General features: G+C 62.3%; 13 protein-coding genes. 6 read left to right on the plus strand and 7 right to left on the minus strand.

The features are described 5' to 3' along the window. Window positions 1–70: 70 nt before the first annotated feature. From galU to J7E83_RS17710, 5 genes are read right to left on the minus strand one after another with little or no spacing between them, the layout of a single operon-like run. Complete coding sequence (gene galU, locus J7E83_RS17690; protein ID WP_214964861.1) at window positions 71–952, minus strand: UTP--glucose-1-phosphate uridylyltransferase GalU; 882 nt, start codon at window positions 950–952, stop codon at window positions 71–73. Further along, window positions 945–1847 carry a hypothetical protein gene (locus tag J7E83_RS17695; protein WP_214964863.1) on the minus strand — a complete coding sequence of 301 codons (903 nt, stop codon included), beginning with the start codon at window positions 1845–1847 and terminating at the stop codon, window positions 945–947. Before J7E83_RS17695 ends, galU begins: the two co-directional genes overlap by 8 nt. After that, window positions 1819–2808 carry an LLM class flavin-dependent oxidoreductase gene (locus J7E83_RS17700; protein ID WP_214964865.1) on the minus strand — a complete coding sequence of 330 codons (990 nt, stop codon included), beginning with the start codon at window positions 2806–2808 and terminating at the stop codon, window positions 1819–1821. The genes J7E83_RS17695 and J7E83_RS17700 overlap by 29 nt, the downstream gene beginning before the upstream one ends. Further along, window positions 2805–3326 carry a hypothetical protein gene (locus J7E83_RS17705; protein ID WP_214964866.1) on the minus strand — a complete coding sequence of 174 codons (522 nt, stop codon included), beginning with the start codon at window positions 3324–3326 and terminating at the stop codon, window positions 2805–2807. The genes J7E83_RS17700 and J7E83_RS17705 overlap by 4 nt, the downstream gene beginning before the upstream one ends. A 1-nt stretch (window position 3327) precedes the next feature. Then, window positions 3328–4167, minus strand: a complete 840-nt coding sequence (locus J7E83_RS17710) for an alpha/beta hydrolase (protein ID WP_214964868.1) — start codon at window positions 4165–4167, stop codon at window positions 3328–3330. 184 nt (window positions 4168–4351) lie between these two features. On the opposite strand from J7E83_RS17710, the gene J7E83_RS17715 reads away from it, so the two are divergent. The 6 genes from J7E83_RS17715 (at window position 4352) to J7E83_RS17740 (ending at window position 11697) form a co-directional block, all read left to right on the plus strand. Beyond that, on the plus strand, window positions 4352–5059 hold the full coding sequence (locus tag J7E83_RS17715; RefSeq protein ID WP_214964869.1) for a hypothetical protein: 708 nt from the start codon (window positions 4352–4354) through the stop codon (window positions 5057–5059). 69 nt (window positions 5060–5128) lie between these two features. Then, window positions 5129–6310 carry a non-hydrolyzing UDP-N-acetylglucosamine 2-epimerase gene (gene wecB, locus J7E83_RS17720; RefSeq protein WP_214964871.1) on the plus strand — a complete coding sequence of 394 codons (1182 nt, stop codon included), beginning with the start codon at window positions 5129–5131 and terminating at the stop codon, window positions 6308–6310. Window positions 6311–6315: 5 nt separating this feature from the next. Then, window positions 6316–7548 carry an MFS transporter gene (locus J7E83_RS17725; RefSeq protein WP_214964956.1) on the plus strand — a complete coding sequence of 411 codons (1233 nt, stop codon included), beginning with the start codon at window positions 6316–6318 and terminating at the stop codon, window positions 7546–7548. Continuing rightward, window positions 7545–8816, plus strand: a complete 1272-nt coding sequence (locus J7E83_RS17730; protein WP_214964873.1) for a VCBS repeat-containing protein — start codon at window positions 7545–7547, stop codon at window positions 8814–8816. Before J7E83_RS17725 ends, J7E83_RS17730 begins: the two co-directional genes overlap by 4 nt. Further along, on the plus strand, window positions 8816–10513 hold the full coding sequence (locus tag J7E83_RS17735) for an FAD-binding protein (protein WP_251044050.1): 1698 nt from the start codon (window positions 8816–8818) through the stop codon (window positions 10511–10513). The genes J7E83_RS17730 and J7E83_RS17735 overlap by 1 nt, the downstream gene beginning before the upstream one ends. After that, entirely contained in the window at window positions 10510–11697 is a 1188-nt protein-coding gene (locus J7E83_RS17740; protein ID WP_214964875.1) for an acyltransferase, read from the plus strand. Before J7E83_RS17735 ends, J7E83_RS17740 begins: the two co-directional genes overlap by 4 nt. A 557-nt stretch (window positions 11698–12254) precedes the next feature. Here J7E83_RS17740 and J7E83_RS17745 read toward each other — a convergent pair. Continuing rightward, a complete protein-coding gene (locus tag J7E83_RS17745; RefSeq protein WP_214964877.1) occupies window positions 12255–12575 on the minus strand; it encodes a hypothetical protein in 321 nt (106 codons plus the stop codon). Window positions 12576–12714: 139 nt separating this feature from the next. Beyond that, on the minus strand, window positions 12715–13596 hold the full coding sequence (locus tag J7E83_RS17750; protein ID WP_214964879.1) for a helix-turn-helix transcriptional regulator: 882 nt from the start codon (window positions 13594–13596) through the stop codon (window positions 12715–12717). Window positions 13597–13670: the final 74 nt, after the last annotated feature.

Consider the following 13670-nt stretch of genomic DNA (forward strand, 5'->3'; position numbering starts at 1 on the left):
ATGGATACAAAAGGGATTCTTCGCATCAGGGCGGGGTTCCCAGTCACCGTTTACCTGTCGGAGAACCTTCTCAGTTGGTGGGAGTCAGGACTCCCTTCAGCCATTCCCGCAAACCAGGCCCGGTGTCGTCACGTTCCAGTGCAACTGTCATCACTGCTTTGAGATAGCTCAGTTTGTCGCCGGTGTCGTAGCGGCGGCCACGGAAGATGACGCCGTACACGCCGGAGCCTTCACCTTCGGAGACTGCGAGGGTCTGCAGGGCGTCCGTCAGTTGGATTTCCCCGCCCCGCCCTGGCGGGGTTTGCTCAAGGACATCGAAAACCCGGGGGTGGAGGACATAGCGACCGATGACGGCAAGGTTCGACGGTGCGCGGGAGGGTTCGGGCTTTTCGACGAGGCCACGGATCCTCAGTGGACCGCCGACCTCGCTGGCGGCGATATCGGCACAGCCGTAAGAGCTGATCTGTTCAGGTTCGACCTCCATGAGCGCGACGACGGAGCCGCCGGTCAGATCCTGGATCCGGGCCATTTCTTCTAGGACGCCGTCATGCTCATCTATGAGGTCATCGCCCAGCAGAACCGCGAAGGGTTCGTCGCCTACGTGTGCCCGGGCCCGGAGGACGGCATGTCCCAGGCCTTTCGGGTCGCCCTGGCGCAGGTAGTGAAGGTCCGCCAGCGAGGAAGACTCCTGGACTGCGGCAAGCTTCGCGTGGTCGCCCTTGGCTGCAAGGGTTTGCTCAAGGAACGGTTCACGATCGAAGTGGTCTTCCAAGGCCCGTTTGTTCCGGCCGGTGATCATGACGACGTCGGTCAGGCCCGCACGTACGGCCTCTTCGACGACGTACTGGATGGCGGGCTTGTCGACCACTGGGAGCATTTCCTTCGGCATCGCCTTGGTAGCCGGTAGGAATCGTGTTCCGAGTCCGGCGGCGGGTATGACTGCTTTACGCATGAGGGTCCTTAGGATCGTGGTGATAGAAGTGGTCACTCCCGGCGACAAAGTCTGCCGGACAGTTGTCGTTCATGGCCTCGACACCGGTGGTGGTGTCCCATTGGTGGAAAATGGCGCACGGGAAGGCGTCTGCGAGGACAGTGCGGGAAAGTTCATCGAGGAGTTCAGTGACGATGATGTCCCTGAACTGCGCGAACAAGGCGCCGGAGGAGTCACCGAGTCGCTGAGGCAAGGTCGATGGGACGATCAGGAGGTCCGCTTCGGTTTCCCGAAGGTGTTGAAGCAGGCAATGATCGTGCAGGTTGTCGTAATCGTTGAGCAGATCCACGGTCCCTCCGGCCGCCAGGACCGCCCACGAATCGAGCAGCGACTCTGGGTGCACGACGCTGGTGAGTGCCAGGGAGGTCCGCGTGGAGAGGGTGAACCGCTTTTCCGCAGTCTCAAGGATGGCAATGAACTGCTGCTCATTCATGGGAGTGGCAGGCCGGCCGGCCCTTTGATGCAACCACAGGGACGCCGCCGGCGACGTGTGCCCTGAGGGCGCTCCGGACATAGTGGCAGCCTTGATGTAGTCGCCCTCGGGATGCATGAAACCGGTGACCCCTTTGAGGATGGCGTGCGCAGGTAACGGTTCCTCGGGTGTTGACCGGAAAGGGAGCGCCGCGGCCCCCAGGGCCCATAGCGCCGCCGCGTCGACCATGGTTTCGGGGCCAGGGACTGCATCGAAGGCGACCAGCTCACCTGCCCGGATTCCTTTCAATTGCATTGCCAAGGCGCGGGTGTGAATCAGCCTGTCGAGGGCAGCGTACGGGAAATCGTTGCACCTCCAACGGATGGCAGCCTTGCCCGGATCGTAATTGGCAATGTCATGAATGGCTGAAACGAGAGGATGCACTCACTGCCCCTTCCTTTGTTCCAGCGTCGCTGCGGTCTGTCGACGCCAGTAGCTCACTGGCTTCGGCTATCAGCCGGTAGGAGTCGATCCGGTCCCGAACACGCGGCAACGGGGTGCTGATCATCAGTTCGTTGACGTTCAGGTCCGCGGCAAGGTTTGCGAGTTGGTGGGCAACGTCCTCAGCGGCACCGACAATCAACCGGCTTTCATTGGCTTCACTGCGCCGGCTTTCTTCGACAGACCAACGCGCAGGGTCGGTATTGAAGACGAAGGGTTCGTCCACGCCCAGATCTTTTCGTGCCCTCCAGAGCCGAACAGGGCCGGCCAGCCGTTGGGCTTCAGGGCCGGTTTCGGCAGCTATGACGCGCACAGCGGCAAGAGCTTCCGGAACCCGCCGTTGTGCGCTGGGCTGGAAGTTTTGGCGGTAGTGGGTGAGAGCTGTCTTCCCGCTGCCTGCGTTCAGGAAGTGCGCGTGCGCGTATCCTGCTCCGGTGGCGGCAGCCATGGGGGCTGATCCGCTGCCGGCGCCCAGAAGCCAGATGTCCAGGTCTTCACGGCGCGCTGCCCCTGGGACGAGACCCAAGCGGGCGTGCAGTTCGATAATTTTTTCGTTGAAGGTGCCGGTTCCGCCGCTGCCGGCGCGGCCGACGCCGAGGTTTACCCGGCCCGGGTGGAGGGCGGCCAGGATTTCGAAGGTCTCTGCGACCTGCCAGGGCTCATGCAGGCCCAGTAGGACACCACCCGAGCCGACAGTGATGCCGGTGGTGGCTTCCAGGACGGCCATGGCCATCACGGACGGGGTCGTGCCGGCGAAGCTGGGGGAGTCGTGGTGTTCGGCCAGCCAGAACCGGTGGTAGCCGTAGGTTTCGGCCGCACAAGCCAATGCGATGCTTTCACGTAGAGCCTCGGCTCTGCTTTGGCCGTGGGCGATGGGTGACTGGTCGAGGACGGAAAGTTTCATCGCGTCGACGTGGTGGTGCCGGGCTTGGACGATGGGACGATTGTGTAGTCGGCCAGGAAGACGAGGTTGTGGATTTCGGCCGAGGCGATGGCGCGCAGGATCGGCAGCTCTTGTGCAGCCTGTTCGGTCGTGAACACGTTCAGTGGCCATTCTTTGACGGTCCCGCCCCGCAGATGCGGATGGTGAAAACCACGTCCGTAGTAGGCATGGATGGTTATCGGTGGGATGCCGGCCGCGCGCTGTTCGGCCCAATTGAGGGTCCAGGAGCAGATCAGGCCCGTGTCCGGCGACCTGCCGACACCTGAGGATTCCACGGTCCCTTGCCCCAGCATGAGCACGTCGTTGACTTCATTGAGTGCCTGCCTCGCGTAGGGGTCCAGCAAGTCCACTGCGGAACGAAACAGTTCTTCCTTGTCCTGCCGGCTCACGGCTTCTCCGTGCGTTCCGTCGCGCAGGTCGGCAAAGTGCCTCAGCAGCGCCTTGGTGTATGCGGCGTCGGGGCTGGTTGTTGTGCTCATTTCATGCTCCATCGGTTGTGGGGGGTCGGTTGGTTGGCAGGCTCAGCCGGGTCTGAATCCAATGGTGGACCGGGTTAGCCAGCGAGCTATCCAGGAAATGTCCGTGGGCGACAGCCGGGCTTACTGCCAGGTCAACGGGGACCGAAGAAGCTATCAGCCGCTGCGCGAATTGCTCGACGTCGTCCCGCACCGGGTCGGTCGTGCCGACGATAAGGGAGACCGGACAGAGGCCCGTGAGTTTTGGGGCGTGCAGCGGTGAAAGGTACAACCGTTCCCGGAGGTCAGCGCCGGATCCGGCGTACTCACCCCACGCATCAAGCAGCAGCGACCGGGGCGGGAAGGACCTGGATTCACGGTAGGAGTCTGCGGTGCACTCGGGATCCAGCGGAGGGTAGGCGAGGACTTGCCCGTCCAAGGGCAGGCCGTTGTCCCGGAACCAGAGGGCGACACCAGCGGCAAGGGTTCCACCGGCGCTGTCACCCCCGACCAAGACGGGATGACGGTACGTCTGCTGCGCCCAGAGGGTTGCTGCAGCGATGTCCATGACGGCGGTTGGGTGCAACCATCGGGGAGCGAGCCGGTAGCCAACGCTGAGGATCCGGGCTGTACCGAGGGCGGCCAAAGCGGCGCAGGCTTCGTGCCAGCCTTCTATCGAACCGCGGGTCCAGCTGCCACCGTGCGCCCACACCAACGTTACCGATGGGCGGGCCGCGGGTTCATACACGCGCATCCGGATGTCCACACCGTCGGCCCCCTGCACGAAGGTGTCCGCCCAAGGCACGTCGAGCCGCTTTTCGCGGAGGTACTCTGCCCCGGGCCGTGCAGAAATATCTGAAGTCATGACTTCATCCTCCACGCCATGGCCCATCCGCGCCTGTCCCTGCTCTGCCTATCACTGACAGGGGGTGGATAACTCTGCGTGACACTGCTGATACTTGCTTCAGTGGGACGGTGAGGTGGCCGCGAGAATGGTCCGAACCGCCCCATTTCTTTGTGCCGATCCGTAAGTGCACAGAGACTGACTGATGACATCGGGGGTAATTATGGGAACTGTCCTATTGGAAGAACTGTCCTTCAGCAGCGTGTTGGCTCACGCCACCGTCCTGCGGGATGTGCAGGAGTACGAGGTTGCGGGGCCTACCGTCGTAGTGAACCTGACCGGTAGCGACGCCTTTGTCGGTCATGGACAGTCGTCGGCATTGCCTGGCTTTAGCTCCACCATTCTCCATGGCGGTACCATGACGGGGGCTTTGCTCATGGTGATTTCCGTTGAGAAAGTCCCGAACGGAGAACAGATCGCACGGGACCTCGGTTGGGCCGATTTCTACGGCGGTGAACCCGGCCTGCCTGTTCTGTTGCGCTCCGGGCAGGACACCATTGGCACAGTCCGGCTGGACCCGGCCGTCGTGCTCCACCAACCGGGGCTGAATTCTGGCGAGAAGACCTTCTCCGTAAAAGCTAACTTGTGGTTCAGCCCTGCCGGAACCGACTGCGGGATACACAACCGGCACGACTTCATTGAAGTGCATACCCAGATTTCCGGGCTCGGGCGCATGCAGAAGTTCACCTCACAGGAGTATGCGTCCCTGTATGAGGACCAGCAATTGAGCCCGGGCAACACCAACCCGGTTCCGTTCTGTCTGGAACGAGAGGGCACTTTCATCTACCCGTGGCACCAGTACCGTGCCGACACTGACTGTGTCTGGCTCGCCCTGGAATACCACCCCAGCTAGTCACCCCGTTTCGCGGCCCGCCGGCGACAACCGGCAGGTCCTCCACGCCCATTTTCAGGAGAACAGCACATGAAAACCATTGGAATCGTCTTCGGTACACGGCCCGAAGCCGTGAAGTTCGCCCCCATCATCCACGCCCTGGCCCAGGACCCACGCTTCCGACCGGTCCTGATTTCCACCGGACAGCACCGCGAGATGCTGGACAGCACCCTGGAGGAGTTCGGCATCACTCCCGATGTCGAGCTGCGCATCATGAAGGAGCAGCAAACCCTGTCCCAAGTGACGCACCGGATTCTGGAGGGTCTGTGCTCCGGAGACCACATGGAAGGCCTGGACGCGGTCATGGTCCACGGTGACACCGCCACGACCCTTGCCGGCGCCCTGGCTGCGCTGCACCGGTCGGTGCCGATTATACACGTCGAAGCCGGCCTCCGCAGCGGGAACAACTACTCCCCGTTCCCGGAAGAAGTGAACCGAAAGCTGGTCGCGCAGATCGCTGCCCTGCACTTGGCGCCAACGCCGGGAAACAGTGCCAACCTCATCCGTGAGGGCGTCCGGGAACACTCGATCGTCGTCACCGGAAACACCATCGTTGATGCCCTGCAGTGGGGGATGAACAACCTTCGCGGCTATGGGGAACCGGCCCTGGCGGATCTGGACGATGATCCCCGCAAGGTAATTCTGTCCACCACCCACCGGCGTGAAAGCCACGGCCGTCCTATGCGGGAGATCGCTGCAGCGTTGGCAGATATTGCTAGGCGCCGCGAGGACGTGCGGATCGTTGTACCGCTGCACCTGAACCCGAAAGTCCGCGAAGTCATGGTCCCTGTCCTGTCCGGGCTTCCCAACGTGGACATGGTCGATCCCCTGCCATACCTGAGCTTTTGCAGGTTGCTCCAGCGCAGCGATCTGATCCTTTCGGACAGCTCCGGAGCTGAGGAAGAAGGCCCGGCCCTTGGCAAACCGACCCTGGTGCTGCGCGAAATCACTGAACGCAGCGAATCCATCCTGACCGGCAGCTCCCGCCTCGTTAGCCGCAACCGCAGCCAGATCGTGAACGAAGTAGAGCGTCTGCTCGATGATGCCAATGCCTACATGGAGATGGCCACCGCCATAAACCCGTACGGAGATGGCAAAGCCACCGAACGGAGCATTGCCGCCGTCGCCCACTTCTTCCGGATGGGCCCGGCCGCGATGCCTTTCGTTCCCGGCGCTGACTTCGTACCGGCACCGACACGAACTGCAGCATGACCAAGATGCCCTTGGGCCTGTTCGCCCTCGCGTTGGGAGGTTTCGGCATCGGCCTCACAGAGTTCGTCATCCTGGGTCTGTTGCCAGAGGTGGCCGCGGACTTCGCCGTCAGCATTCCGGTCGCCGGTCATCTGGTCTCCGGCTATGCGTTGAGCGTCGCCGTCGGCGGGGTGCTGGTTACCGCCGCGACTGCGGCCCTTCGACCCAAGACAGTCTTGTGCGCCCTGATGGTGTTGTTCATCCTGGGAAACCTGCTCTCCGCCGTGGCCGGCGACTACGCCACCATGTTCGCAGGCCGGGTCGTAGCGGCGTTGTGCCATGGGGCGTTCTTCGGGATCGGGGCCGTGCTGGCCTCGAATCTGGTCACCCCTGACAGGAAAGCCAGAGCCATTTCCATCATGTTCGCCGGGCTGACCATCGCGAACGTTCTCGGAGTGCCGATGGGCACATTCCTGGGCCAACAGCTGGGGTGGAGGTCCACGTTCTGGGCGATCACCGTCGTTGGGGTGATTGCCCTTGCCGGGCTGGTCGCTTATGTCCCGGCCCAGGACGCAGCCCAACGTGGACCGGGTCAGCTGCGCCGTGAACTCGGGGCCTTCACGTCTGGCCAGGTATGGCTGTCCATCCTGGTCACCGTTTTCGGGTTCGGGGCCATGTTCGGTGCTTTCACCTACATCGCACCGATGCTTACCTCTCTGGCCGGGATGCCGGCCGAGGCAGTGCCGTGGATGCTGGTCGTCTTCGGCGCGGGGCTATTCACCGGAAACATCATCGGCGGCCGGGCCGCGGACGGAAACCTGGACAAGTCCCTGCTGGTCCTCCTTTCGACCCTGACCATTGTTCTGCTGGTGTTCACTATCACGGTCCACAACCCGTGGGGCGCCGCGGTGACACTGTTCCTGCTCGGGGCAGTCGGATTCGCGGCAGTGCCCGGAATGCAGACCCGCGTCCTGTCCTTCGCGCACCGGGCACCAACTCTGGCCTCCGGGGTGAACATCTCCGCTTTCAACCTCGGCAACGCCATCGGCGCCTACCTTGGCGGGACCACCATCGCCGCCGGGCTTGGCCTGTCCTCACCCGTGTGGGTCGGGGCGGGATTGGCCGTAACCGCCGTCGCGCTCATGGGTGCAGCTTCACTTTTGCTGCGCCGAACCAACAACACCCCACCCTCCGGAACAACAGAAACCGCACTAACACCTTCACCCGCACCCGCACTGACACGAAAGGGACTCTCATGACCTCACCGGCACTGCCCAAGACCACACCGACCTTGGACGTCACCGAACCATCCTTCGGGACAGAAACAGTCACGGACTTCCTACGCGACGGCTACTGGCTCGAAGCTGCCGACATCGACGGCGACGGAAAACCCGACCTCGTCGGCTACGGCCTCAAAGTCGGAGAAATCTACTGGTACAAGAACCCCACCTGGGAAAAGAAGCTGGTGCTCGACAAAATCAAAGAACCCGTCGGAATGGACTTCGGTGACATCACCGGCGACGGCACAACAGACCTGGTCGTCTGCTACCAGCTGTACGGTCCCGGCGGGACCATCCACCACGCCGACCCTGAAGGCGGGAAGATCGACTGGCTCGAAAACCCCGGCAACCCCTCGGAAGCAACCGAAAACTGGAAACGGCATTACGTCGGGCGCGCCATCGGCATGCACCGCCTGCGGGTCGGCCATTTCACCCGCACCGACAAAATCCAGATCATCGGATTCCCCATCGTCGCTGTCGAAGACGTCCACGCGGTCCTGCCCGTAGTGCTCTTCACCCCCACCGATGACCCCCGCGCCGAATGGGACAAGGAAATCATCTCCGACTCGGACTTCCGCATGATCCACGGCGTCGCCAAAAAGGGTGGACTCATTACCGGGTCACCGCTGGACTCGATTCTCATGGCTTCCGATGAAGGCGTCACCTGGCTCTACTACGACCAGGACAACGGCCAATGGGGATGGGAGCACATCGGCGACGGCGAGGAAAGCCAGTTCGAGAAGACAACGTTCAAAGGTAGCGGAGACGTTGACGGCGGACGCATCGGCGATGACCCGTTGGCCTACGTCGCCGCCATCGAACCTTTTCACGGCAACACCGTTGCCGTGTATGTCCGCAGCGGGGGAGACGCGGAGGCTGCCGGCTGGACCCGGCACCTGCTGGACATTTACGGGGACCCGAACGAGAACGGCGAAGGACCGGGCCACACCGTCATGTGCCGCGACTTCGATGGGGACGGCGATGATGAATTCCTGATCGGACTGCGAGGTCCCGAACCCTGGCAAGGCGCCTACTACTACAAGGCCGTGGACCTGGCCAAGGGCCTGTTCCTGAAATGGAAAGTCTCCGGGGAGTCCATCGCCCGGATCGTCGCCGGTGACTTCACCGGCAGGGGCGTGGAGGACTTCGCCACGATCTCCTATTCGGTGCAGCATTACTTCGTTGCTCCCAAGGCCGAAATCACCCTGCACCCGAACAACACCGTCCAACGCGAAGGATCCAAGTAATGACCACCACCGAAAAGAGCGGCATCGGCCGCCGCTTCTTCATGGCCGGTTCCGCAGGCACCCTCGCGGCAGCCTCGCTGGCCGCAATCGGAACCGCCAACGCCCCGCAGGTCCATGCGGCCACCGGTTCCGCTGTCGTACCTGATGGCTCCGTCGTCAAAGCCGGGGACTCCCGCTTCGCGGACCTCATGACGGGCAATAACCAGCGATTCGTCTCCAACCCCGATTACGTCCGGCTGATCACCAGCACCAAGGACGCCGAGGACGCCGTCCGGGAAGCCGTACGCACCGGAAAGAAGGTCTCGGTCCGCAGCGGCGGGCATTGCTTCGCCGACTTTGTCTGCAACCCTTCCATCCAGGTCATCCTCGATGTCTCCCCGATGAACGCGGTCTACTACGACAAGAAGGTGGGCGCCTTCGCTGTGGAGCCGGGCGCACGCCTCATGAATGTCTACGAAACGCTGTACAAGAACTGGGGCGTCACCGTCCCAGGCGGCATCTGCTACAGCGTCGGCGCCGGCGGACACATCGCCGGTGGCGGCTACGGCCTCCTTTCACGCTCCTATGGCTTGGTCGTGGACCACCTCTACGCCGTTGAGGTCGTTACCGTCGACGCCAACCGCAAGGTCCGGACCGTGACCGCCACCCGTGATGACGAGGGTGAGCTCGGTGACCTGTGGTGGGCCCACACAGGCGGGGGAGGCGGAAACTGGGGAATCGTCACCAAGTACTGGTTCCGGTCCCCGGGCACCCGGAGCCAGGACCCCGCCGATCAGCTCATCAAAGCCCCCTCCACAGTGCTCGTGAGCGCCATCTCCATCCCATGGGACCAACTGGATGAAACCAAATTCCGACGGCTCATCACCAACTTCGGTGCCTGGCATGAGAAGTACCGTCAACCCGGCACCCCTGAATCCCACCTGAGCAGCCTGTTCAACGTCAGCTCCAAAGCCCACGGAAGCCTGGGCATGTTCACCCAGATTGACGCAGCATCCCCGGATGCCAAGGGCGTCATGGAGCGCTACGTTGCCGCAATCCTGGAAGGGGTGGCCGTCACCCCCGAACCCGTGGAGAAACCCAACGGCGAGATCCCGGCCATGCCCGAGTTCTTCAAGACCCGGGAAATACCCTGGCTGCAAGCGACCAGGCTCGTGGGCACGGACAACCCGGTCATCACCAACCCCACCAGCCGCGGCGCCCACAAATCTGCGTATCTGAACCAAAGGTTCACCGATGACCAGATCGCGGTGTTGTACCGCCAGATGAGCCGGCCCGACTTCACCAACCCGAACACCATGCTCGTCCTGTTCTCCTTTGGCGGGCAGGTCAACGCCGTCGCCCCCGATGCCACAGCAAACGCCCAGCGCCAGTCGGCGTTCAAATTCTGCCTGCAAACGTTCTGGCCGGATGCGGCTGATGACAACTTCTACCTTGGTTGGGAAAGGGAAACGTACGAAGGGATGTTCAAGACCACCGGCGGAGTCCCCGTACCCGGCGACCAGTTCGATGGCTGCTACATCAACTACCCCGACGTCGACGTGGCCAGCCCGGATCACAACAGCTCCGGCGTGGGCTGGCAGACCCTGTACTTCAAGGGCAACTACCCCAGGCTCCAGCGTGCCAAGGCCAGCTGGGATCCGACCAACTACTTCACCCACAGCCTCGGCATTGAACTCCCTGCAGGAAGTGGCTCATGACCGCCCCGGTCCCGGAAGCGACAACCGCGCATCCCCGGCTCAGTAAACTGCCGTCCTTGACCGGGCTGCGGTTCTTCGCTGCACTGCTGGTGTTCTTCTTTCACATCACCTTGTCCAACTCGCCCATCCCGCCCAACGACCCGATCAACCCTTTCGCCGACGACCAGCTCGGATCCACGCTGGAATGGCTGGTCAGCAAAGCCGGGTACGTAGGTGTCTCTTTCTTCTTCGTCCTTAGTGGCTTCCTGCTGGCCTGGGCATCGCAGCCGGGCGAGCCGAAACGGCAATTCTGGCGCCGTCGACTCCTGAAGATCTTCCCCAACCATCTGGCGATGTGGGTTCTGTCGATGATCCTGTTCGCGGCCGCGATCAACCCTCCGCCGGGATGGATCAGCAACCTCTTCCTGGTCAACTCGTTCATCCCGGATGCCTCCGTCTACGTCGCGGTGAATCCCCCGTCGTGGACACTGAACAGCGAACTGCTCTTCTATCTGCTGTTTCCGCTGCTGATGGTGCCGATCCGGAAGATTCCAGGGAACCGGCTGTGGGCCTGGGCCTGGATGATTGTGGGTGCCATGATCGCGGTACAGCTGGTCACCACGTACCTGATCCCCGCCACCCCCGTCTCAGCACTGACCCCGATCTCCGAAGCACAGTTCTGGTTCGGGTACATCTTCCCGCCCGCACGGCTGTTCGAATTCATCCTGGGCTCCATCCTGGCTCGCATCGTCCTGTCCGGCCGCTGGGTGCCTTTGAAGATGTGGCACACGCTCGTCCTGTGCGCAGCCGGGTACGTCGCAGCGATGGTGGTCCCGTTCGTGTACTCCTTCAATGTGGCCACCATCATTCCGGTCGCAGCGATCATCTGCACCGTTGCGACCAGGGATATTGCCGGCCGCACAGGCTTCCTCGGCTCAAAACCCATGCTCTGGCTGGGGAACATCTCCTTCGGGTTCTACCTATGCCAGGGGGTCGTGATCTTCTACGGCCGCATCCTGCTGGGCAACGAGGTATATCCGACACCGGTGGCTTGGCTGGTCGTTGCCGGCTTCTTCGTGGCGACCCTGCTGGGCGGATGGGCCTTGTACGCCCTCGTGGAAAAGCCCGTCATGGACCGCTGGGCGCGCCCCCGGCCCAAACCAGTCCAGCCTGAACGCGCGCAAAGCCCGTTGAAGGTCGCCTGAATAGACCTCAAACGGAAGGCCTGGTCCAGTTGGATCGGGCCTTCCGGTTGTTCTGACCGCTGTCAGTAGTGCCTGATTGACCGCGTCGAGTACAGCTTCACGGCCTCGGTCAGCATTGAGTAGGCGAGCTGGGTCATCACAGACATATCGCTCATTCCTGCCGTGAGACGAACCTCAGATACGCCGTTCGCGACTTCACGCAGGAACTGCCGATGCAAGAGGTCCAATGTGGCCCATTCACGTCCATGGGCCATTCCGCTGCACACATTCGCCAGCCTAGCTCCCCGATGTTCTCCGCATCGCACCACGTTTCTCCGTCAACGGGTTTCGCGATGGAGCCGAATGAAGGGACGCCGCCGAGAACCCGGGACCGGTCCCAACCAGCCTCGGCAATGAGGGCTTCGATCCATTCACTCCTGGAGGTTGCCGGTGGTTCCTCGACACAGGAGGCCATGGTGTCCTGGTCCCTGTCATCAGCTCGGGAAGCCAGCACGTACCGGGTGATTCGCTCCTTGCGTTGCTCCGGATTCAGCAGCCACAGGGCATTGATGGCGCCCTCAAGACTGCCCCGAACGAGAGTGAACGGGGCATAAGGGTGCAAGGAGTTGGCAATCTGCAGCGACGCGAAGCGAATGAAGATGGTCGATAGCGATCAAAAGGTTCCGGGTCACGGCAAGGGACAAAGGGAAAGCATTCGTCCTTTTGTCGTCCCCGCCCAAGCAAGAACGGGCTTCCACGGCGCGGAGTTTGATGGCCCCGTCGACGTAGAACGAGTCAATTGAATCGAAGATCTTCGACAGCTCGCTCCCGGCGCGCAACGCTTCTTCGGGCGTTTCGCTGCGCCCGGCGAGCCATGTTTCCTCTTTGCTCTCAGCCATGGTCATCCTCCCCTGGACAGCAGGATATGAAGTCATCTTGGTACAGAAAGCCACGAAAGCTGCCCACCGCCCGTTTGCGTCGGGACGGTGGGCAGCTGCGATTGGTCGCCGTGGCGGCGCGGGTGTTATGGAGCTGCGGTTACCTGGATGGAGCGTGTTCGGTTTCCTCGATCACGCCTGCTTCGCAGGAAGCCAGCAGCTGAAGGGCTTCGGCAGCAGGGGTTCCAGGATCAGCCGTGTACATAAGAATCCGATGTCCGGACTCGTCCGGGGGAGTGAGGACCTCAAAGTTCAGCTCAAGATCGCCGACTTCGGGATGGTGCATGTACTTCAGCCCGGACATGCAGTTCTCGACCGGGTGTCGGGCCCACAAATTGGCGAACTCTTCACTGTTCATGGTCAGCTCACCGACTAGGGACGCGAGTTCCGGGTCATCGGTGGCGCGGCCTGCCACCAGCCTCAGTGATGATACAGCCCGGGTGGCCTCTTCGAGCCAGCTCGCGTATAGCTCACGGGTGTGCCGGTCAAGGAACAACAACCTGGTCATGTTGGGCCTGGTTGAGGGCATTTCGGGCGCGGCGAACTCCAGGTGGCCGGCGACAAGACGGTGACCGATCCGGTTCCACGCCAGCACTTCACTGCGGCGTCCCAGGACGACTGCCGGTGTGTTGGACATCGACTGGATCAGGCGCAATGTTCCCGGCCTGACCTTGTCGGGCTTGGTCAAGGTGCGCCTTTTGGTCGTGCCGGGCCGGGCAAGGTTGAACAGGTGCGCGCGCTCATCCGTATTCAGATTCAAGGCCCGGGCGATGGCGTCGATGACCGCCTCGGAGGCGTTGTTGCTAAGGCCCTGCTCCAGTCGGGTGTAGTAGGTGTTGCTGACCCCGGCAAGCATGGCCAGTTCTTCCCGGCGGAGGCCGGGTACTCGTCTGATGCCGTAATTGAGAAGGCCGACGTCCTCTGGCTGTAGGGCAGCTCTTCGAACGCGAAGGAACTCCCCAAGTTCACTTAGATTACTCATGCGCCTATTCTGCCGGTCTTCCGCGGCCCTGTCCTGTCCCTGCCAGTGACACCCTAAACCCGGCGTCGCATTGA

The organism is Arthrobacter sp. ISL-48 (assembly GCF_018613805.1).
In the GTDB taxonomy this organism is placed as follows: Bacteria; Actinomycetota; Actinomycetes; order Actinomycetales; family Micrococcaceae; genus Arthrobacter.

What these genes read in the sequence shown, in the direction of transcription:
- J7E83_RS17700 (WP_214964865.1), bottom strand. Translation starts at nt 2,808, where the DNA reads ATGAAACTTTCCGTCCTCGACCAGTCACCCATCGCCCACGGCCAAAGC.
- J7E83_RS17725 (WP_214964956.1), top strand. Translation starts at nt 6,316, where the DNA reads ATGCCCTTGGGCCTGTTCGCCCTCGCGTTGGGAGGTTTCGGCATCGGC.
- galU (WP_214964861.1), bottom strand. Translation starts at nt 952, where the DNA reads ATGCGTAAAGCAGTCATACCCGCCGCCGGACTCGGAACACGATTCCTA.
- J7E83_RS17745 (WP_214964877.1), bottom strand. Translation starts at nt 12,575, where the DNA reads ATGGCTGAGAGCAAAGAGGAAACATGGCTCGCCGGGCGCAGCGAAACG.
- J7E83_RS17750 (WP_214964879.1), bottom strand. Translation starts at nt 13,596, where the DNA reads ATGAGTAATCTAAGTGAACTTGGGGAGTTCCTTCGCGTTCGAAGAGCT.
- J7E83_RS17735 (WP_251044050.1), top strand. Translation starts at nt 8,816, where the DNA reads ATGACCACCACCGAAAAGAGCGGCATCGGCCGCCGCTTCTTCATGGCC.
- J7E83_RS17740 (WP_214964875.1), top strand. Translation starts at nt 10,510, where the DNA reads ATGACCGCCCCGGTCCCGGAAGCGACAACCGCGCATCCCCGGCTCAGT.
- J7E83_RS17715 (WP_214964869.1), top strand. Translation starts at nt 4,352, where the DNA reads ATGACATCGGGGGTAATTATGGGAACTGTCCTATTGGAAGAACTGTCC.
- wecB (WP_214964871.1), top strand. Translation starts at nt 5,129, where the DNA reads ATGAAAACCATTGGAATCGTCTTCGGTACACGGCCCGAAGCCGTGAAG.
- J7E83_RS17710 (WP_214964868.1), bottom strand. Translation starts at nt 4,167, where the DNA reads ATGACTTCAGATATTTCTGCACGGCCCGGGGCAGAGTACCTCCGCGAA.
- J7E83_RS17705 (WP_214964866.1), bottom strand. Translation starts at nt 3,326, where the DNA reads ATGAGCACAACAACCAGCCCCGACGCCGCATACACCAAGGCGCTGCTG.
- J7E83_RS17730 (WP_214964873.1), top strand. Translation starts at nt 7,545, where the DNA reads ATGACCTCACCGGCACTGCCCAAGACCACACCGACCTTGGACGTCACC.